The 18,624-nt window shown below is 69.9% G+C and carries 21 protein-coding genes; 8 read left to right on the forward strand and 13 right to left on the reverse strand.

Annotated elements, in window-relative coordinates; translation table 11 throughout:
- Positions 1–107: 107 nt before the first annotated feature.
- From ACP96_RS03175 to ACP96_RS19000, 4 genes are read right to left on the reverse strand one after another with little or no spacing between them, the layout of a single operon-like run.
- The gene (locus ACP96_RS03175) at positions 108–1,028 is read right to left on the reverse strand and encodes an HpcH/HpaI aldolase/citrate lyase family protein (protein ID WP_050032161.1); all 921 of its coding nucleotides are present in this window, start codon (positions 1,026–1,028) and stop codon (positions 108–110) included.
- The gene (gene aceA / locus ACP96_RS03180) at positions 1,028–2,068 is read right to left on the reverse strand and encodes an isocitrate lyase (protein WP_050032162.1); all 1,041 of its coding nucleotides are present in this window, start codon (positions 2,066–2,068) and stop codon (positions 1,028–1,030) included. The genes ACP96_RS03175 and aceA overlap by 1 nt, the downstream gene beginning before the upstream one ends.
- A complete protein-coding gene (locus ACP96_RS19705) occupies positions 2,065–2,199 on the reverse strand; it encodes a hypothetical protein (RefSeq protein ID WP_268762308.1) in 135 nt (44 codons plus the stop codon). Before ACP96_RS19705 ends, aceA begins: the two co-directional genes overlap by 4 nt.
- Complete coding sequence (locus tag ACP96_RS19000) at positions 2,196–2,528, reverse strand: hypothetical protein (RefSeq protein ID WP_050032163.1); 333 nt, start codon at positions 2,526–2,528, stop codon at positions 2,196–2,198. The genes ACP96_RS19705 and ACP96_RS19000 overlap by 4 nt, the downstream gene beginning before the upstream one ends.
- Before the next feature lie 275 nt (positions 2,529–2,803).
- On the opposite strand from ACP96_RS19000, the gene thiL reads away from it, so the two are divergent.
- Positions 2,804–3,700 (forward strand): thiamine-phosphate kinase, encoded by an 897-nt coding sequence (gene thiL, locus ACP96_RS03190; RefSeq protein ID WP_050032164.1) that lies wholly within the window; start codon positions 2,804–2,806, stop codon positions 3,698–3,700.
- 33 nt (positions 3,701–3,733) lie between these two features.
- Here thiL and ACP96_RS03195 read toward each other — a convergent pair whose 3' ends face one another.
- A complete protein-coding gene (locus tag ACP96_RS03195) occupies positions 3,734–4,645 on the reverse strand; it encodes a 1,4-dihydroxy-2-naphthoyl-CoA synthase (RefSeq protein ID WP_050032165.1) in 912 nt (303 codons plus the stop codon).
- Positions 4,646–4,733: 88 nt separating this feature from the next.
- A complete protein-coding gene (locus ACP96_RS19095; protein WP_200895720.1) occupies positions 4,734–4,901 on the reverse strand; it encodes a hypothetical protein in 168 nt (55 codons plus the stop codon).
- 291 nt (positions 4,902–5,192) lie between these two features.
- Here ACP96_RS19095 and ACP96_RS03205 point away from each other — a divergent pair, with 291 nt between their 5' ends.
- Positions 5,193–5,597: a helix-turn-helix domain-containing protein gene (locus ACP96_RS03205; RefSeq protein ID WP_050032168.1), complete on the forward strand. Its 405-nt coding sequence runs from the start codon at positions 5,193–5,195 to the stop codon at positions 5,595–5,597.
- Positions 5,598–5,631: 34 nt separating this feature from the next.
- On the opposite strand, the gene ACP96_RS03210 is transcribed toward ACP96_RS03205, so the two are convergent.
- Positions 5,632–5,862, reverse strand: a complete 231-nt coding sequence (locus ACP96_RS03210; protein ID WP_050032170.1) for a hypothetical protein — start codon at positions 5,860–5,862, stop codon at positions 5,632–5,634.
- Positions 5,863–5,979: 117 nt separating this feature from the next.
- Positions 5,980–6,639, reverse strand: coding sequence for a deoxyribose-phosphate aldolase (deoC, locus tag ACP96_RS03215; RefSeq protein ID WP_050032171.1), 660 nt, complete (start codon positions 6,637–6,639; stop codon positions 5,980–5,982).
- A 130-nt stretch (positions 6,640–6,769) separates the two neighbouring features.
- Here deoC and gatD point away from each other — a divergent pair, with 130 nt between their 5' ends.
- From gatD to ACP96_RS03235, 4 genes are all read left to right on the forward strand, one after another.
- A complete protein-coding gene (gatD, locus tag ACP96_RS03220; protein WP_050032172.1) occupies positions 6,770–8,062 on the forward strand; it encodes a Glu-tRNA(Gln) amidotransferase subunit GatD in 1,293 nt (430 codons plus the stop codon).
- Positions 8,059–9,123: a GNAT family N-acetyltransferase gene (locus ACP96_RS03225; protein ID WP_050032173.1), complete on the forward strand. Its 1,065-nt coding sequence runs from the start codon at positions 8,059–8,061 to the stop codon at positions 9,121–9,123. Before gatD ends, ACP96_RS03225 begins: the two co-directional genes overlap by 4 nt.
- On the forward strand, positions 9,120–9,332 hold the full coding sequence (locus ACP96_RS03230; RefSeq protein WP_050032174.1) for a hypothetical protein: 213 nt from the start codon (positions 9,120–9,122) through the stop codon (positions 9,330–9,332). Before ACP96_RS03225 ends, ACP96_RS03230 begins: the two co-directional genes overlap by 4 nt.
- A gap of 92 nt (positions 9,333–9,424) precedes the next feature.
- Positions 9,425–10,702: a DUF6498-containing protein gene (locus ACP96_RS03235; protein ID WP_050032175.1), complete on the forward strand. Its 1,278-nt coding sequence runs from the start codon at positions 9,425–9,427 to the stop codon at positions 10,700–10,702.
- 56 nt (positions 10,703–10,758) lie between these two features.
- Here ACP96_RS03235 and ACP96_RS03240 read toward each other — a convergent pair whose 3' ends face one another.
- The 4 genes from ACP96_RS03240 to ACP96_RS03255 all read right to left on the reverse strand — a co-directional run bounded on the left by ACP96_RS03240 (position 10,759) and on the right by ACP96_RS03255 (position 14,484).
- Entirely contained in the window at positions 10,759–11,280 is a 522-nt protein-coding gene (locus ACP96_RS03240; protein ID WP_050032177.1) for an HPP family protein, read from the reverse strand.
- Positions 11,281–11,456: 176 nt separating this feature from the next.
- Positions 11,457–13,091: a GMC family oxidoreductase gene (locus ACP96_RS03245; RefSeq protein ID WP_050032178.1), complete on the reverse strand. Its 1,635-nt coding sequence runs from the start codon at positions 13,089–13,091 to the stop codon at positions 11,457–11,459.
- Complete coding sequence (locus ACP96_RS03250) at positions 13,088–13,600, reverse strand: hypothetical protein (RefSeq protein ID WP_050032181.1); 513 nt, start codon at positions 13,598–13,600, stop codon at positions 13,088–13,090. The genes ACP96_RS03245 and ACP96_RS03250 overlap by 4 nt, the downstream gene beginning before the upstream one ends.
- Positions 13,597–14,484, reverse strand: a complete 888-nt coding sequence (locus ACP96_RS03255) for a hypothetical protein (protein ID WP_050032182.1) — start codon at positions 14,482–14,484, stop codon at positions 13,597–13,599. Before ACP96_RS03255 ends, ACP96_RS03250 begins: the two co-directional genes overlap by 4 nt.
- Before the next feature lie 398 nt (positions 14,485–14,882).
- Here ACP96_RS03255 and ACP96_RS03260 point away from each other — a divergent pair, with 398 nt between their 5' ends.
- Positions 14,883–15,884 carry an A24 family peptidase gene (locus ACP96_RS03260; RefSeq protein ID WP_050032183.1) on the forward strand — a complete coding sequence of 334 codons (1,002 nt, stop codon included), beginning with the start codon at positions 14,883–14,885 and terminating at the stop codon, positions 15,882–15,884.
- A gap of 492 nt (positions 15,885–16,376) precedes the next feature.
- Here ACP96_RS03260 and ACP96_RS03265 read toward each other — a convergent pair whose 3' ends face one another.
- The gene (locus ACP96_RS03265; protein WP_050027106.1) at positions 16,377–17,456 is read right to left on the reverse strand and encodes an aminopeptidase; all 1,080 of its coding nucleotides are present in this window, start codon (positions 17,454–17,456) and stop codon (positions 16,377–16,379) included.
- A 127-nt stretch (positions 17,457–17,583) separates the two neighbouring features.
- On the opposite strand from ACP96_RS03265, the gene ACP96_RS03270 reads away from it, so the two are divergent.
- Positions 17,584–18,570, forward strand: coding sequence for a M48 family metallopeptidase (locus ACP96_RS03270; protein ID WP_050032184.1), 987 nt, complete (start codon positions 17,584–17,586; stop codon positions 18,568–18,570).
- Positions 18,571–18,624: the final 54 nt, after the last annotated feature.

Genomic DNA, 18,624 nt, shown 5'->3' on the forward strand with positions numbered 1-18,624 from the left:
GCTCGGAGTTCCGTGATGCCCACCGGAACCCCGAATCCGCGTTCGGCCCGAAAAGTCCCAAATCCGTTTTCGGGCCCGAAAAGGACCGAAAAAGACCGAACCGGTCGCTACAGGATCCCCGCCCGCTGCGCGCGAGCGACGATGCCGCGGGCCATCTTGTCGGTCGCCTCGTCGACCATCTCGCCGTCGACCGAGACTGCGCCTTTGCCCTGTTCCTTCGCCTCGGCGTAGGCGTCGACGATCCGACGGGCCTTCTCGGCCTCGTCGGGCGAGGGCGCGAACGTCTCGTTCGCGGGCTCGATCTGGCTCGGGTGGATCGCCCACTTGCCGTCACAGCCCAGCTGGCTCGCCCACCGGCAGGAGTCGCGGAACCCCTCGGCGTCCTCGATCTCGGCGTAGGGGCCGTCGATCACCTGCAGGTCCTGCGCCTTCGCCGCGTGGGCGATGCGCGCGAGCTGGTAGTGCCAGTAGTGGCCGGGGTAGTCGTCGCCGGAGCCGATGGTGAGCCCGGCGGCGCCGACGTTGGCGGTGTAGTCGCCGGGACCGAACACCAGCGACTCCAGCCGGTCCGACGCGCGGGCGATGGCGGCGACTTTCGTCATCGCCTCCGGCGACTCGATCTGCGCCTGGAGGCCGATGTCGCCGACCGGCAGACCGCTGTTCTTCTCGACCTGCGTCAGCAGGTTGTCGACCGTAGCGACCGTCTCCGGGTTGTTCGCCATCGGCACCATGATCGTGTCGAGGTACTCGCCCGCCCGGCCGACGACCTCGATCACGTCGTCGTAGAACCACTCGGTGTCGACGCCGTTCATCCGGTAACACGGCCGGGTGTCGGACCAGTCGTACTCGATCAGGCCCTCGATGACGTTCTCCCGGGCGTCGATCTTCTCCGAGGGCGCGACGGAGTCCTCTAAATCGAGGAACGCCTCGTCGGCGCCGGAGTCGGGCGCCCGCTCGATCATCTTCGGGTCCGAGCCCGGCGTCGCGAGTTGGCTCCGCCGGAGCGTCACGTCTTCCGGCCCGCCCATCAGTCGTCCCCCTCGGAGGCCGTGATCGGGTCGTTCTCGTCCTCGGTGAAGCCGGCCGACTCCTCCTGCCGCTGGCGCGCCTCGGGATCGAACTCGGCCTCGATGTCCTGGTACCGCGGGACGAAGGAGAGCTCGTGGTGGCTCTCGGTCTCGTGGCCGATGTAGCGCTCTTCGAGGTCGAACTGCGCCTCCTCGTCGTTTTCGGCGATGTTCTCGAAGTCCTCGTAGGCGGCGTGGGCGCCCGAGTGGAGCCCGTACAGCGTGATGAAGATGTACTGGTAGCCCAGGTCGCCGAGTTCCTCGAAGGTGAGCGGGTCCTCCTCCGCGCCCCACTCGAACGAGGAGGAGTAGTTGAACGCGAGGTCGAGGTCGGGGTGGGTCTCGTGGATCGTCTCGGCGTACTCGACCGCGTCCTCGCGGGACGGGTCGGGCATCTCGGGCCAGACGAGGTCAACGCCGGCGTCGGCGTAGATCCGCCCGCGTTCGAGGTGCTCCTCCCAGTCGCCGTTGGCGGAGCCGTACGCGTCGGTGCGCGCGATGATGACGGTGTCCTCGCTCTGCTTGGCGTCGACCGCGGCCTCGAACCGCGAGCGCGCCTCCTCGCGGGAGACGATCTGCTTGCCCGCGATGTGCCCGCAGCGCTTCGGCGAGGTCTGGTCCTCGATGTGGATCGCGGCGACGCCGGCCTTCTCGTACTCGCGGACCGCACGTCGGACGTTGTGGACGCCGCCGTAGCCGGTGTCGCAGTCGGCGATGACGGGGAGGTTCGTCGCCTCGACCATGCGCTTCGCGTTCTCGACCATCTCGCTCATCGTGACCATCTCCAGGTCGGGGAAGCCGAACTGGCCGAGCACGGTCGAGTAGCCGCTCATGTAGGCCGCGTCAAGCCCGGCCATCTCCGCGAGGCGGGCGTCGAGCGCGTGGTAGATCCCGGGCGCGAACGTGTAGTCCTGCTCCTCGAACAGCTCGCGGAGCTTCCGGCCGGCCGGGTTGTCGATGTCTCTCGTGAAGACGTCGTCGTCGAGTTCGTTGGGATTCATAGTGATGACTCCGTGGTGGTGTCGTCGAATTGGTCGGTCGTGTCGTCGAACTGCTCGGCCGCGCGCCGCGTGAACGTCGTCGGGTCCGGTCGCGGTCCGCGTCCGGTCCCCGCCATAGGGACGGCGCTCATCGCGACCCCCCGGCGGTCCGCGTGCGACTAGCCGGTCGCAGGTCGGGGACGAGCGGGGCGTCCCGCTCGCTATCGGTCGGCGGCGGACTCGGGCGTCGAGGCGTGTCGGTCGCGGTCGACCCCTCGGTCGGCGTCCGGGTCGTCGGGACGATCGGAGCGCCCGCCGCTTCGGTGATCGGCGTGCGCCCGGGGATCGTCCGGGGAGAAGGATCGGTCGACGCTCGATCGGTACCTCGTCGATCGGTCGCCGTTTGATCGGTCGGCGTACGGTCAGTCGTCGTCCGGTTCGTCGGGTCGTCCGCGGGTGTGGTGTCGTTAGGTGTCGTCATCGGGTCGTGTGGGCGGTTGCGGCGGTCGTCTGGTGATCGTGCTGTCGCCGGGTCGGGCTGCTGCGTGTCCGCGTACGGATACTGTCATTGCACTCGGTACGTTCGGAGGGTTGGTAATAAACATAATGATTGATAATGATAATATTCGTTAATGTGTATTATCGGTTTAATTGGTTATTGGTAACTCCCCACAGGACGTTAGGGAGAACAGGGGAGGGAGCCGCGTCAGCGGGACCGATCCCTTATAATCCGTTGGGGCCCGACACGCCGGTATCGTGAACGAGCGAGACGCGCTCCGGGCGCTCGCGGCCGACCTCCCGCACGCCGGCGACGACGCCGCCGTCGTGGGCGACACCGTGATCACGACCGACATGCTCCACGAGCGGACCGACTTTCCGCCCGGGACGACGCGGTACACCGCCGGGTGGCGCGCGGTCGGCGCGTCGCTCTCGGACGTGGCGGCGATGGGCGCGGCGGCGACCGCGGCGGTCGCGGTCTACGCCGACGCGACCTTCGAAGAGGGGGACCTCGACCGCTTCATCGCGGGCGCGGTCGACGTCTGCGAGGCGGTCGACGCCGAGTACGTCGGCGGTGACCTCGACACCCACGACGAGTTCACCACGGCCTCGACCGCGGTCGGCGACGTGACGGACGCCGGCGCGGTCACGCGGTCGGGCGCGCGTCCCGGCGACGCGCTCTGCGTCACGGGCGCGTGGGGGCGCTCCGCCGCCGCGCTCCGGTTGTTTAAAAGGGACGACGAGGAGGCGGTGGAGCGCGCAAACGACCTGTTCCGGTTCACGCCCCGCGTCGCCGACGGGCTCGCGCTCGCGGACCGGGCGACCGCGATGATGGACTCGTCGGACGGGCTCGCGCGCTCGCTCCACCAGCTCGCGGAGGCGAGCGAGGTTGGGTTCGAGCTCGACCGCGACGACCTCCCCGTTCACCCCGCCGTCGACGCGGTCGCCGAGGGGGACGAGGCCGAGCGCTTCGAGCTGGCCGCGCACTTCGGCGAGGACTTCGAGCTCGTCTGCGCGCTTCCCGAAGAGGCGGTCGACCCCGCCCGCGAGGCGTGTCCGGGCGGGCTGACCCGCGTGGGGCGAGTCGTCGACGCCGCCGACGGGGTGACCGCCGACGGCGACCCGCTCCCGGACCGCGGGTACACGCACGGGTAGGGGCGCGCTCGACCTCGCTGCGGCGAAACCGACTCAGTAGTGCCACGGGTAGTCGCGGAACTCGGGCTCCCGCTTCTCTAAGAACGCGTCCCGGCCCTCCTGCGCCTCATCGGTCATGTACGCCAAGCGGGTCGCCTCGCCCGCGAACACCTGCTGGCCGACCATGCCGTCGTCGGTCATGTTGAACGCGTACTTCAGCATGCGCATCGCGGTCGGGGACTTCTTCGTCATCTCGTCGGCCCACTCCAGCGCGACCTCCTCCAGTTCCTCGTGGGGGATCGCCTCGTTGACCATCCCCATGTCCGCGGCCTCCTCGGCGGAGTAGGTCTTCCCGCGGAAGAACACCTCGCGGGCCTTCTTCTGGCCGATCTGCTTCGCGAGGTACGCGGAGCCGAACCCGCCGTCGAAGGAGGCCACGTCGGGGTCGGTCTGGAGGAACTTCGCGTGCTCCTCGCTGGCGAGCGTGAGGTCGCAGACCACGTGGAGGGAGTGGCCGCCGCCGACCGCCCAGCCCGGCACGACCGCGACGACCGGCTTCGGCATGAACCGGATCAGCCGCTGGACTTCGAGGACGTGGAGCCGGCCGGCGCGCGCCTCCTTGACGAGCGGGTCGTCCTCGTCGCTCGCCTCGTCGCCGTCGCGGTACTCGTAGCCGGAGCCGCCCCGAACCGACTGGTCGCCGCCCGAGCAGAACGCCCAGCCGCCGTCCTTCTCGGAGGGGCCGTTGCCCGTGAGCAGCACGCAGCCCACGTCCGCCTGCTTGCGCGCGTGGTCGAGCGCGGCGTACAGCTCGTCGACGGTGCCCGGCCGGAACGCGTTCCGGACCGCCGGGCGGTCGAACGCGATCCGGACGACCGGCACGTCGACGCCGCGGTGATAGGTGATGTCGTCGAACTCGTCGGTAACCGGCTCCCACGCGTCGGGGTCGAAGATTTCCGAGACCATACGCGCGTGTTGGCGGGCGCCCTCATAAACGACGGCGGGTCGGCCGCGGGAGTGAGGGTCCGACGACGACGCGAGGGAGGTCAGTCGCCTACTCCGTCCGCTCGTCGTCGACGGCGTCGGCCAGTTCGTCGATGTGCGTCCGGATCACCGAGATCGTCGCGTCGGCGTCCGCGTACCCCTGATCGTAGCTGTCCAGCGAGGACTCGGTCTCGTTGAGGAAGCGTTCGACCGCGGCCTCGATCGGCTCGTCGCTCATGGTCGCCGATTCGACCGCCGCCGGGTTATACCCCTCGCCGCGTCGTCGCGTCGCGATCCGATAGAGGAGGTCTCTCGCGGAACGGTCTTGTTCGATCCGAGAACGACCTGTCGACCAAACGGACTCGTCCGCCGAAATACCGGGACACAGCCGCGTTCGAGACCGGTACTTCCGAACGGCGAGCGCGGCGGCCGCGGTCGCCGCGCCCGTCCGCGTTATCGGGATATCGCGAGATTGTGTCATTCACACACAATCCTTTTGCCGGTACGCACCGTACGCACGAGCAACAACATGCCGGATTCCCTGTCTGAACAGCTTCAGAGCGACATGGAGTGCGAGGGACTACTCGAGTGTTTCCACGGGCTCAAGCCGCTCGATCGGGAGTGCTTCGGGGTGCTCGTCGAGAGCGACGAGCCGATGACCATCGACGAGGTCGCCCAGGCGGTCGACCGCGAGCGCTCGACCGCGTATCGGGCGGTCCAGCGGCTGCTCCAGACCGGGTTCATCGCGAAAGAGCAGATCAACTACGATCAGGGCGGCTACTACCACGTCTACTCGCCGACCGATCCCGAGACGGTCACCGACGAGATGCAGCGCATGCTCAACGACTGGTACGCGAAGATGGGCCAACTCATCCAGGAGTTCGAGGAGAAGTACGACCGATCGGAGACCGAGTCCGCGGCCGCGTCGAGCTGATCGGTTTTCTCGTTTTCCCGCGTCGATCGTTCCCTCAGCGGCGGCGCAGCGCGTAGGTCGCGTAGCCGACGGCGACGAGCAGGCCGGCCGACAGCAGGCTTCCGAACACCGCCGGCGAGGTCCTGACGAACTCGCCGAACGGGTCGGTCAGCGCCAGCACGCCGACGATGAGCGCGACGGAGATGAGGATGCCCACCGCGCCGAACGCCTTGAACGCCGCGTCGAGGTCGGGTCCGCGCGATTCGGGTGCGGTCGAATGATTCATACACGCCTGTACGAGTTCGACGTATAAATGGGTAAGACGGCATTCTCACGGCGAGAGAACGCTGCGGGGGAGCCGAAGCCGTCGTCGGTCGGGCTACCCGTCGACGATGGTCGGGCGCTAGCTCCCGTCCGCACTCGCGCTCTCGGGATACCCGTCGACGATGGCGACGCCGGAGGAGGCGCCGATCCGGACCGCGCCGGCGTCGAGCATCTCCATCGCCTCCGCGTAGGAGCCGACGCCGCCGGAGGCCTTCACCGGGAGGTACTCGCTCATCAGCTCCACGTCCGGAACCGTGGCGCCGCCGTCGGCGAACCCCGTGGAGGTCTTCACCATGTCTGCGTCGGCGTCGACGGCGGCCTCGCAGGCACGGCGCTTCTCGCCGTCGCTCAGGAGCGCGGTCTCGATGATCACCTTCACGGGGACCGGCACCGCGGCGACCACGTCCGAGATCTCGGCGGCGACGGCGTCGTCCTCGCCGGCCTTCAGCCGGCCGACGTTAATCACCAGGTCTATCTCGTCGGCGCCGTCGTCCCACGCGGCGACCGCCTCGTCGCGCTTCGCCCCGGGCGCGTGCTGGCCGTGCGGGAACCCGACCACGGTCGCGATCGTCTCGGGCGCGTTTTCGTACTCGGCCGCGTCGGGGAGGTAACAGGGTGGGATGCAGGCGTTCATCCCGTGGTCGGCGGCCTCGTCGAGCACGGTCTCCACGTCGCCCCACGTCGTCTCCGGGCCGAGCACGGTGTGGTCGATGCTGGCGGCGAACTCGTCGCGGTTCATGCGATTACGGTCGGGTGCGCGGGTGAAAGACGTACTGGGTCCGGGTCGGGGCTGAGTCCGGTCCGACACGGGACCGATCCCGGACCGCCGAACGGTTGGATTCAAGTCCGCCGGAGGGGAACCCGGTGGTATGCAACCGGGAGATCGCGTCCGCGTCGACCGCGGGGACGTCACGAACGAGGGCGTACTGCTCCCCTCGACGACTCGCGACCACCTCGTCGTCAAGCTCGACGGGGGGTACAACGTCGGCATCGACCGCGACGAGGCCGACGTAGATGTGCTCGAATCCGGCGCCCGCGACGTCGACGAGGGCGCCGACGCGGGCGGCGGCGAGGCCTCCGAGATCACCTTCGACGACGACCTGCCGACGGTCTCGCTCATCTCGACCGGCGGGACCATCGCCTCCACCGTCGACTACCGGACCGGCGCGGTCACCGCGCAGTTCGACGCCGAGGACGTGCTCCGGGCGGTCCCCGATCTGGCGGGCCGCGCGAACTACCGCGGTCGCGTCGTCGCCAACATCCTCTCGGAGAACATGGAGCCGGACATCTGGCGGGAGCTCGCCGAGGCCGTCCGCGAGGAGATCGCGGCCGGCGCCGACGGCGTCGTCGTCATGCACGGCACCGACACGATGCAGTACTCCGCGTCCGCGCTCTCGTTCATGCTCGACTCGCCGGTCCCGATCGTGTTCACCGGGAGCCAGCGCTCGGCGGACCGCCCCTCCTCCGACAACGTGATGAACGCGGTGTGCGCGGTCGAGGCCGCGAAGGCCGACCACGCCGAGACGCTGGTCTGCATGCACGCGACGCAGTCCGACGACGCCTGCGCGCTCCACCGCGGCACCCGCGTCCGGAAGAACCACACCTCCCGCCGCGACGCCTTCGAGACGGTCGGCGCCGCGCCCCTCGGTCGCATCGACTACGAGGCCGCGGCCGAGGCGGGCGCCGACGGGGACGCGGCCGACGCCGCCATCGAGTGGGCCCGCGAGCCGCTCCCGCGGGGAGAAGACGACGACTCCGTCGCCCTCGATCCGGACCTCGACGCCGACGTGGAGCTGGTGAAGTTCACGCCCGGCATGGACCCGGCCGCGTGGGACTACCTCGACGGGAAGGACGGCGTCGTCATCGAGGGAACCGGCCTCGGCCACGTCCACACCGACCTCATTCCGCGGATCGAGGAGCTCGTCGATTCGGGGACCGTCGTCGCGATGACGAGCCAGTGTCTCGCCGGCCGCGTCTGCGACCGCGTGTACGACACCGGCCGCGACCTCCTCGACGCGGGCGTCGTCGAGGCGGGCGACACCCTTCCCGGCACCGCGAAGGTGAAGCTGCTGTGGGCGCTCGCGAACCTGTCGGACCCCGCCGAGGCGATGGGCCGCGACCTCGCCGGCGAGCTGACCGAGGAGTCGCAGCCCTGGCGATGACGGGATCGGACGAGGAGTCGGCGCCCGATTCCGACTCGGCGCCGGCCCCCGTCGTCCGCGAGGCCCGCCCCGCCGACGCCGACGCGGTCGCCGCGTTCACGCGGGACACGTGGGGCGAGCGCTCCGACGACTACATCCCGCGCGTGTTCCCGGAGTGGGCCGCGTCCGACGACCCCGACCGCGGCACCTTCGTCGCGACGCTGCCGCCGGACGCCGTCGAGGCCGCCGACCTCGACGACCGCGAATCGGGCGACACCCTCGTCGAGGACGACGGGACGGACGCGGCCGCGTCGGGCGACCGAGAGGCGGTCGTCGGCTGTATCCAAGGCGTTCTGCTCTCCGAGTGGGAGGCGTGGGGACAGGGGATCCGCGTCGACCCCGCCGCGCGCGGCCACGGCGTCGGGACCGTGCTCTCGGAGGCTGCGCTCGACTGGTCGCGCGAGCGCGGCGCGACGGTCTGCCGCAACATGGTGTTCTCGTGGAACATCATGGGGCTCGGGCAGTCGCGCGCGGTCGGCTTCGAGCCCGCGACGGAGTTCCGGTTCGCGGAGCCGGCACCCGACCCGGACGCGGTCGACCGTGATGCGACCGATCTCGACATCCTCGCCGATCCCGACCCGAACGCCGCGTGGGCGCTCTGGAGCGACAGCGACGCCCGCGACCACCTGCGCGGACTCGCGCTCGATCCCGACGAGTCGTGGGCGTGCTCGGCGCTCACCCGCGAGCGCCTGCGAAGCGCGGCCGACGACGACCGGCTCCTCGCCGTCGCCGGCGCGGACGCGCTCGCCGGGTTCGCGGTCCGAGCGCGCGTGACGGAGCGCGAGGAGGAGGGAGAGACGACCCGAACCGCGACCTACGGCGTCGCGGCGTGGCGCGACATCGACGCGGCGGGAGCGCTGTACGACGCGATCGCGACCGACGCCGCCGCGGTCGACGCCGACGCGGCCCGCGTGCTGATCCCGGAGACGGTCGAACACGTGAGCGACACGGGCGCCAATCGGGTCCCGGTCGCGTCCGAACCGGACTTCGTGATGGCCGCGGACCTCACCGGTGAGCCGTGAGCCTCTTCGGCGCCGCGCTCCCGTGGTCGCTCCCGCTCACGCTCGTGATCTACGGCGTCGTCGTGGCCGCCGCGGTGTGGATCTACCGCGACGCGAGGGCGCGCGGGAGCCGCTACGCGATCGTTTGGGCGCTCGCGACGCTCCTCTTCACGATCGTTCCGGTGCTCGCGTACCTGTTTCTCCACCGCGACGCCGGCCCGGCGCGCTGAGCCGGTCGCGTTTCGCGCCGGACCGACACGGTATCCCGCCGCCGCCGACCGCTCCCGGCCGCTTATATGCGACCGCGCGGAACGACCGACGGATGCCCTCCCTCCACCTGAGCGACCGGCTACGTGCGCTCGGTCGCGGCCGTCGGCCCCGAGCGCTCTCGGTCGCCGTCGCCAATCTGTTTCCGCTCGTCGGCGTCGTCTCGCTCGGCTGGAACGCGGCCGCGCTGATGACGCTGTACTGGTTCGAACTCGGGATCGCCTCCGGCTGGGCGCTCGTCCGCGGGCTGTTCGCCGGGCGGCCGTCCGAGATCGAGCGCGAGATGCTGCTCTCCGGCCCCCTCGCGCAGCGCCGGATCGGACTGTCGCTCCCGTGGACTGACGTTCAGGTCCGGCTCTCCTCGCTGCTCGTGCTCCCGATTGCGGCGCCGATCCTCGCCGTTGTCTGGCTGTTCGTCGGCGGGCTCACGGTCGGCGTCGTCGCGGACGGGGGACTGGGTCCGGACGCGCTCGACACCGTGACGCTCGCGATCCTCGCCCTCTTCGTCGGGGAAGGGGCGACGACGCTCGTCGAGTACTTCGGCCGCGGCGAGCACCGCGACCACAGCGCACAGACGGCGATTCGAGGCGTGTTCGCCCGGGGCGCGGCGATATTCCTCGGCGCGATGTTCACCGTCACCGTCGTCGGCGCGGGGAGGCTGGAGGACGACGCGCCGATATCCGCGCTCAGCTCCGACGCGATCGGACTCCCGCTCCTGCTCGGAATCGTGGCGGTGAAGGCCGCGTTCGACCTCGGCGGCCTGTACGGCGACCGGCTGGCGGCGTTCGACGAGTCGTCGGCGCTCGATCTGGGGTTCTCCTACGACCCGCCCCCGCCGGAGCCGGTCGACGGGTCGCTCGCGGAGCCGGTCGAGACGGTTCGCCAGTCCCGACGCGCGCGGGTCGCGGGAGCGCTGGCGACCCCCCTCGGCCACCCGGGCCTGTGGTACATCGCCGGGATCTTCGCGTTCGTCGGTCTCCTGTTCGCGGTCGGCGGCAACTGGCCGATCGCCGGTACCCTCGCTGCGGCCGCGGTCGCGGTCCCGCTGGCGCTCGCCGCGCTCGACCACGAGCTCCGGTACGGACTCGTCGAGTACCGCGCCGGCGACGATGCGCTCGTCGCCCGCGACCGGCTGTTCGGCGTCGCGCTGTGGCGCGTCGAGCCGTGGGACGAGACCGACCTGCGGGTGCGGCGCGGGCGGCTGGACCGCCGGTTGGACACGGAGACCGTCGTGATCGAACTCCGTGACGACGAGTACCGGATTCCGGGGCTGGCGGACTCGGAGCCGGTGCTTTCAGTCTTCGACAGGCGCGCGGACCGGCCGGACGGCTGAGCGATCGGACGACTGAGCGGCCGGACGGCTGAGCGATCGGCTGCTGAGTGCGGTGATCAGCGGTTCTCGGCGCGGTAGATCGGATGTGCGTCGCCGACGATCCCCTTGAAGATCAGAATCACGCCGGCGTGAAAGCCAACGAGCACGGTCACGCTCGCGACGATGATCGCCACCTCGATCGGGGTCGAGAGGAGGCCGAGCGAGACGATGAGCGTCGTCGCGCAGGCGGGCGCGTGGACGGCGTCGGTCGCGATCATCGCCCAGCTCGTCGCCACGAGCGAGACGGTCGCGCTCGCGGCCAAGCGGAACCCCTCGGGGGAGAAGGCGGGGGGTGTCGCCGTGAGCGCAGCGCCGTCGGCGATAACCGTCCACGCCGCGATCCCGGCGACGCCGCCGATGAGGTGGCTCCCGACGATCCGGGCGGCGCGATCGCGCTCGCTCCGGCGGTCGAACGCGAGCAGGAACGCCGACGGTCCGAGGCTCGGGAAGACGAACGGCTGGCCGGTCCCCCACGCGATCGCACCGAGCACGGTGAAGAGGAGCCCGGCGTACAGACTGGTTCCGGCGCGGCGGCGCATCGACTGTCAGTCAGCGGCGGCTCCACAAAGCGGCGGCGATTCGCCGTCGAGTGCCCGTCGCGCCCGCCCGGTTCCGGACGCTCCAACTCCGACAGGTAGCGTTTGGTCCGATAGCTCCGAGCTTGACTGCCGGATTCGAGTTCGTTCACCCGTCGAACGGCGGCAGGAAACCGAACTCAGTCCAACCCGGCGATGTGGTCCGCGAGCCGTAGCGACAGCGCCGCGATGGTCAGGGTCGGGTTCATCGCCCCCGCCGTGACGAAGACGCTCGACGAGGAGACGAACAGGTTGTCGAGGTCGTGCGTCCGCAGCTGCGGGTTCACCACGCTCTCGGTCGGGTCCTCGCCCATTCGGGTGGTACCCATGTGGTGCGACGCGTAGCCGGGGTTCTCGGGGTCGGTCGCCTCGATGTCCGTCGCGCCCATCGATTCGAGGATGCGCGTGCCGACGTCGATAGCGTGTTCCAGCGTTTCGACCTCTCGCTCTCCGACGTCCAGCGCCACGTCGGGAACGGGGTTGCCGTGGTCGTCCGTCCGGCTCTCGTCGAGCGCCACGCGGTTGCGCTCTCGCGGGAGCATCTCGACGAGCGCGCTTATCGTCAGCCGCCAGCCGTCCCACTCGGGATCGTCCGCGACCGACAGGTCGTCGCCCACGAGTGGGCTGGCGAGGCTCTCCGACCCGTTGATCGCGTCGGTCGGGTCGGTCAGACTCCCCTGCTTGAACTCCAGTTTGATGCTTCCGGGCGTCGCTTCCTCGTGGTCGTAGAACTGGTGAGATTCGAGCGGCCACCAGAAGGTGGGTTCCTGACCGTCGGGCTTCGGTATCGTCCCCCGGACGCTCGCGATGGGGTGTTCCATGAAGCGTTTACCCACCAGACCGCTTGAGTTCGCCAGTCCGTCGGGGAACGCCTCCGAAGTCGAGGACAGGAGGAGGCGAGGAATTTCGACCGCGCCGCCCGCGAGCACGAAGTACCGGGCCTCCTGACGCAGTGCCGTCGCGTCGGGCGTGTTGTACACCGCGGCTTCGACGGTCTCCCCCGCGTCGTCGTGTTCGAGCGACTGAACGGGCGCGCGGTCGACGACGCGCGCGCCCGCCTCCTCCGCCTTCCGGACGTGCACGTCGCCGCTGTACTTCGCCCCCGAGGGACAGACCGGGATACAGGTGCCGTAGCCGATGCACGGACTGCGGCCGTCGTACGCCTCGGAGTTCCGGGCCTGCGGAGCCGAGTGCAGCGTTATCCCGAGGTCCGAACACGCTTCGGCGTAGCGCGAGTCGACGGGTCCCGTGGGGAACGGTGGGAGCGGGAGGTCCCGTTCGCGCGGCGGGGAGAACGGGTTGTCGTCGCCGCCCGCGACGCCAAGTTCCGTCTCCGCCTCGGCGAAGTACGACCGCAGGTCGCCGTACCCGAGGGGCCAGTCGCTCGCGAGACCGTACCGCGAGCGCATCTCGAAGTCCTTCTCGTGGAGGCGCGGGGTGTACCCCGCCCAGTGGAGCGTCGTGCCGCCGACGCCCTTGACGCGTCTGTTATTGAGGTCGTAGTCCTCCGGCCCCGAGGAGGTGAACACGTCGCGCTCGCCGCCCATGTCCCAGACGGACTGGGGACTGTCGGGACGGAGGGCACGCTCCATCCGCTCGATTCGCGAGTCGAACTCGAACCGGGGTCCGGCTTCGAGGACGACCACGTCGAGTCCCGCCGTCGCCAGCGAGTGCGTGAGGAGTCCGCCGGCGACGCCGGCACCCACGACGCAGACGTCAGCCCGCGACGACGGGGAGCGATCGATCTGCGTCGGTCGTCCGTCGTCCGCGCTCATGGTTCCCCCGTGTGCGAGGCGAACCCGCCGGGGAAGCCGATCGGGTTGCCGATACCGAACGGTTCGGTCCCGACGGGTCGGGTCAACAGCGCGTACAGGACGGAGTTGACGAGGTGATAGCGGGCGCGTTCGGCCAGCGTCCCCTCCGGTCTCGACTGAACTCGGTTCACCCCGAGCGTCGCCAGCAGACGCTCGCCCTGCGCGCGAGAGAGCCCGCCGAACGACGAGCCGAAGTGACGGCGCGAGCGACTGTCGAGCTCGGACAGCGCCCTGACGACTCCGCGAATCCGGTCCTGGTTCAGTCTGCCGACGTAGGCCGAAATCACGGGTTCGACATCTTCCCGGGCCGCCGGGTGGACGACATCGGCGACCGTGAGCAGGCCGTCCATTCCGGCGTCGGAGAGTGGGCCGTCGGTCGTCGTCCGGTCGAGCAGCTCGTGGACGCCGAGACCACCGGCGGAACTCGCGCCGACTAGACCGAGGAGGGCCCGCCGCCTGGTCAGTCTCATCGGGCGGGGACCTCCGCTCGCTCCGACGGCTCGGCCAAGAGGACCACGAGCACCGACAGGAGCACCGCACCCAAAAGCACCTGTAGCCGGCCCGCGCCGGGTCCGAACAGCGCCGGCTGTCGCAACAGCAAGACGAACTCCAGATCCCGGCTCGTGAACGCACCGGCGGGGACCTTCTCGAACGTTCGGTAGCCGACGCTCGCCACCGTCCCGACGGCGAGCCATCCGACCGATACGCCGGCGACTCGGCGGAGGTCTGGACGGCCGTCGAACTGCCGTCGCAGGGGGGCCGTGACCCCGAACGCCGACGTGCCCGCGGACGCGGCCCGTTCGAACAGACCGGCCAGCGGAAGCGCGAACGGAACACTCAGGAGGGCGAGTTCGGCGAACGCCACGGGAGCGGCGACGAAGAACGGCGTCCGGTGGGTGAGTTCGCCGCCCCATCCGAAGACGGCCGCCGCGCCGGCCGCCGCGAGGGCGACGGCGAGAACGAATCGGCCGAGACCGATTCGCTCGCGGACGACCGAGACGGAGAGGCGGGGGGCGTCGCCGTCGAACCGCCGGAGGAGGCTGCACGTCGCGTAGCCGAGATACAGGTGCGCGCTCGCGCTGACGAGGGTGCCCGGTCCGAGCGAACTCGTCGCCGCATCGCTCAGTACGAGACCGAGTGGAATCCCCCACATCGCCGCGGGCCCGGCCGCCAACAGCACTGGAACCGGGAGCGCCGCGGTCAACTCGACGACCGAAAACGCCGGAATCGACACGACTCCGGAGAGCACCCGCTCTCCCAGCGTGACGAGAAGGTAAAGCCCACCGACGGCAGCGATCAGTGGGAGGGAATCGCGACCGGGGAGGAGTCCCCGACCGAGTTCGTAGTTTCGCATATCCAGAAACAGCACCTCACATATCAAAAAGCTATGTAGTGTGATCCGGATGATATTCAGGTGAATTAACGGTGAGGCGATGGGGTCCAAGATGAGCTGTATCCGAAAAACACCGCCTTGTCGGCTGTTTACACGTAATAAACGCAGCGTGCGTAGAGCGAGAAGTGAAACCACGGCTGTTGATGAATATCTGTGCCAACCGTACTTATCCAAAGTATGAATTTTCAGTACTATCTTGATTTTTTAGATATCCAGCGCTGATCGGGTTCGATCAACCGTTCGTAAATAGACGGTACCGGTGACTAGACCGGCGGTGTCCCGCCGCGACCGTGGGCCGCGCTATCGATCGCGATACGCGAACCCGAACGCCTAATTACGCCCGCGCCGCCCGTGGTGACATGTTCGCGACGCTGCCGGACGCCCTCCGCCTGTTCGTCGTCCCCGTCTTCGCGTGGGCGGCCCTGCGGGACGTTCGGACCCGACGCCTCCCGAACCGGCTGTGGCCGCCGCTGTACGCGTTCGGGGCGCTGCTGTTGCTCTGGGAGACCGCCCGGCTGTGGCCCCTCACGGGGCTCGACGGACGGCTGTTCCTCGTCCAGGCCGCGATCAGCCTGCTGTTCGTCGCGCCGCTGGGCTACGCGTTCTGGTACCTCGGCGCGTTCGGCGGCGCCGACGCGAAGGCGCTGATCGCGATCGCGGTCCTCTTCCCCACCTTCCCGGAGTACGTCGTCGCCGGAGCGGAACTCCCGCTCGTCGAGACCCAGATCGGCGTGTTCTCGCTGACGGTGCTCACGAACACGGTCCTGATCGCGCTCGCGTACCCGCTCGCGCTCGCCGGGATCAACCTCATTCGGGGAGAGCGCTCGGCGACGATGTTCTTCGCGCGGCCGGTGGCGACCGACTCGCTGCCGGACCGCCACGGGCGCCTGTTCGAGGACGACGCGGGGACGACCCGGAACGGGCTCGATCTGGACGCCCTCCGGATGTACCTGCGGTGGCGCGGACTGACCCTCGCGGACCTGCGCGAGAACCCGGACCGCCTCCGCGACCCCGACAGCGTCGGCAAGACGCACGACCCGACCGACGGCGGGACGCACGTGGGACCGCGGACGGACGGGGGCGTCGCGACCGAGGGCGACGGCGACAGCGGCACCGATCGCTCCGGCGACCGTCTCGACGACCCGTGGGCCGCCGAGCGCTTCTTGGAGGAGATCGACCACGGCGCGTACGGTACCGACGCCGAGACGCTCCGGGGCGGACTGGCGGTCGTCGCCCGGACGGACCGCGTGCTGGTGTCGCCGGGGATGCCGTTCGTCGTCCCGATGGCGATCGGGCTGTTCGTCTCGCTGACGTACGGCGACGCGCTGTTCGCGGTGCTGGGCGCCGTCGGGTTGGTTTGAGCGGCTTTGTTGCGATCCTCGGCGAGCAACACGCCTCGATCGGTTCCGATCAGTACGACACCGCGGCGATCGAGAACGGGAGAGGGTGTTGCAGATCGATGGCGGCGAGCAAGTATTTAAACAGCCGTGAGCGACCGCGATGATCACTTATATACGCGATGCGGTGGCGCGCCCCGGTGAGCGGCCCGCAGGGCCGCGAGCCGCCGGTGCGAGGGACGCGGTGAGCGCTCGGAGAGCGCGAACCGCGAGGCTGGGGAGGCGTGAGGCTGCGGTTGCGGGTGGGTGGGCCTCGTCGGCTGGGGCTTTGGAGGTGTTCACCGCAGCACCATCGATCACGGATAACCAGCCGACAGCAACACCACTCGATCGCTTATAAACAACCGATCACCCAATTCGCTATATCTACTCCCGCCGTCGATCACCGCCTTTTCGCGGTTGACGATCACCGAACAAGCCGCCGACCCGAACGATGACCGGCCTCAGAACTCGTCCTCAGAATCCGTCCTCGAAGACGAACGTCCCGTCGCGCTGGACGACCTCGCCGTCGACCTCGATGACGGAGTCCTCGCTCATGTCGACGATCATGTCGACGTGCTCGGCGGACTCGTTGACCTCGTTGTCGCCGCCGACCGTCTCCGGGTACGCGGAGCCGACCGCCATGTGGACCGTGTCGCCCATCTTCTCGTCGAACAGCATGTTGTAGGTGAACCGGTCGATCTGGCGGTTCATCCCGATACCGAGTTCGCCGAGGCGCCGGGAGCCCTCGTCGGTGTCGAGGATGCCGGAGAGGAGGTCCTCGTTGCGCTCGGCGGAGTGCGAGACGACTTCGCCGTCCTCGAACCGGAGCCGGACCCCGTCGATCTCGCGGCCGTAGCGGTAGAGGGGGAGATCGAAGTGGACCTCGCCGTCGACGCCGTCTCGCGCGGGCGCGGTGAACACCTCGCCGCCGGGGAGGTTCGCCTCGCCGTAGTCGTTGAGCGTGGAGTTCCCGGACACGTCGAGCGTGAGGTCGGTCTCGTCGCCGGACTTGATCCGAACTTCGTCGGCGTCGTCGAGTATCTCGACCATCTCCGCCTGGAACTCGCGCTGTTCGTCCCAGTCGAGCGAGACGGCGTCCCACACGAAGTTCTCGTACGCCTCGGTGCTCATCCCGGCGAGCTGGGCGTGGCTCGCGGTCGGGTACTGCGTGAGACACCACGTCTTCGAGAGCCGCGTGCGCTTGACCTCCTCCATCGCGCGGTTGTACGCGGCGTTCGTCTCCGGAGCGATGTCGGCGTCCTCGGTGGCGTTCGCGCCGCCGCGCGCGATGACGAACACGTCGGCCTCCTCGTAGAGCGCGCGTCGGTGGCTCGGCTCGGAGAAGTCGTCGGCGGAGCGCTTGAAGGCGCGCTGCGCGCGCTTCGAGTAGTTGAGGTAGACGGGGTTCGCGCCGCGGTCCCCGCAGACCTCGTGGAGGGCGACCGCGAGGTCCTCGGCCTCCTTGGGCATCTGGATGACCACGTCGTCGCCCGACTCGATGCCGGTGGAGTGGTCGGCGATGATCTCCGCGTGTTCGCGAACGCGTGCGTCCATACACGGCGTTTCGCGGCCGGGGAATTACGGCTTTCCTTCCGGCGGCGCGCGTGGGGAGCCGACCGGACCGTGCTCACGGGTCGACGCCGACGTAACGGGTTTGACGCCCCGCGTCGTACGAACGAGTATGTCACGGCTCGCGTTCCGCGCGGCCGCGGCGGTCGTCGGGGTCGCGCTGCTCGCGCTCTACCTGACCGCGGCGCTGTTCGTCGCGGACCTGCTGCGCGCGGCCTGGGCCGCCCGCCCCGACCTCCCGGTCCTCCTCGCGCTGCTGGCCGCGGGCGCGCTCGCGTCGGCGTACCTCAGCTACCGGCTCGGCACCGCACAGCTCCTCGCGAACCTGGAGGGGGACCGCGTCCCGCGGGAGCGGGCGCCGGACCTCCACCGCCGGATCGACTCGCTCGCGGCCCGGATGGACCTCGCGCGCCCGAATCTGTACGTCACCGACGCGCGCACCCCCAACGCGTTCGCGGTCGGCGGCGGGAGCGACGGCGGTGCGCTGGTGATCGACCGGTCGCTGTTCCGGCTGCTCTCCCCGCGCGAGATGGAGGCGATCCTCGCGCACGAGTTGGCGCACTTAGAGGGGAACGACGGGTTCGCGATCGCGATGGCCGACGGGGTCGGGCGCTCGCTGGTCGGGATCGCCACGGTCGCCGCGCTGCCGGCGCTGCTCGCGCTCTCCGGACTCGCCGCCGCCTCGGGGTGGATCCGCGGGCGGCCGAGCGATCGCTCGGGCCTCTTCGCGCGGCTTCACCACGCGCTCGCCGGCGGGCTGTTCGCCGGGTTCGTTGTCGCGACGCTCGTCTCCCGGTCGCGGTCGCGAAAGCGGGAGTTCGCGGCCGACGACCGCGCGGCCGAGGTGACCGGCGACCCGATAGCGCTCGCGCGGGCGCTCCGCCGGATCGAGCGCGCGGCCGAGCCGTCGTGGCCGCTCGCGCCCTTCTCGACGCACAAGCGGACCGACGAGCCGGCCGAGCGCTGGCTGTCGACGCACCCCTCGACCGACGAGCGCGTCGAGCGCCTGCGCCAGACGGCCGAGTCGCAGGGGCCGACGCGGCGGATCCCCGTGGGTCTGTCGGGGGCTAGCGTCGGGCGGGGGCGGTCACGGCGGTGAAAGGCGCGAGCGACGCGATTCGACCGGTACTGCGGTGGCGCGTGCCGATGAGCG

Origin of the sequence: Halorubrum halophilum (genome assembly GCF_000739595.1) — an archaeon.
Lineage (GTDB): Archaea > Halobacteriota > Halobacteria > Halobacteriales > Haloferacaceae > Halorubrum > Halorubrum halophilum.